2 protein-coding genes are annotated in these 805 nt (G+C 65.6%); both read left to right on the top strand.

Annotation, left to right across the window (positions count from 1 at the left end; translation table 11 throughout):
• The first annotated feature begins 123 nt into the window (after positions 1-123).
• Positions 124-498: an IS66 family insertion sequence element accessory protein TnpA gene (gene tnpA / locus CGK74_RS19005; RefSeq protein ID WP_165770119.1), complete on the top strand. Its 375-nt coding sequence runs from the start codon at positions 124-126 to the stop codon at positions 496-498.
• The coding region (tnpB, locus tag CGK74_RS19000) for an IS66 family insertion sequence element accessory protein TnpB (RefSeq protein WP_094269841.1) at positions 495-805 on the top strand (311 nt) is incomplete at its 3' end. The genes tnpA and tnpB, both read left to right, overlap by 4 nt.

Below are 805 nucleotides of genomic sequence, written 5' to 3'. Positions count from 1 at the left end.
CAGGTGCAGCTCTTCGAGGGTAACCGTCCGAGCAACCCCGTAGTTCCCAGGCAGCGCTGAATCGTCGATGGTTGCGGCTGCGAAACTCAGTTCTGGAGAACGACGATGGAGCAGGAGAGGCTGATGGCGGTGGTGGAGTCGCCGACTCAGCACCATGGCGAGGCGGCGGTTCAGCGGCGCGTGCATCGCGATGATGCATTCTGGCGCTCGCATGAGCAGCAGCGGTGCCGGCAAGGCTTGAGTATTCCGCAGTATTGCCAGGCCACCGGCTTGGCGCTGTCGACATTCCGCCATCGCATCAACCGACTGGCCGCCGCCGAGGCAGGGTCCGCATTGGGCGAAGGCAGCGGCCGCTTCATCGCACTTGCGCAGCCAGCCCCGAGGGTGCAAGTCGATGTGGTGGAGATCGATGTCGTGCTGCCCGATTCGATGACGCTGCGTCTGCATGGCGCGGCTGCGCGGCAGGTGCTCGATCGCGTGCTGGCGCGACTCCCGTGATCCTGTCCTCGGCGATCCGCGCCCACGTCTATAGCGAGGCGGTCGACATGAGGAAGTCGATCGATGCGCTCGCGCAGATCGTGTCGCGCTGCATGGGCATGAACCCGCTCTCGGGTCAGGTGTTCGTATTCATCGGGCGGCGCCGCGACAAGGCCAAGCTCCTGGTGTGGGACCGCCATGGGTTCTGGGTGCTTTACAAGCGCCTGGAGCGCGGGCGTTTCACCGACCCCGCGCGGCTGTCGGCTGAGGGCCTGGCGATGAGCGAGTTGCTCGCCTGGCTCGATGGCATCGATCTGTCGCGAACGCG

This window comes from Thauera propionica, from assembly GCF_002245655.1.
Taxonomy (GTDB): domain Bacteria; phylum Pseudomonadota; class Gammaproteobacteria; order Burkholderiales; family Rhodocyclaceae; genus Thauera; species Thauera propionica.
Note: the sequence above shows the minus strand (reverse complement) of the source record. Positions and strands in the feature narration are given on the sequence as shown.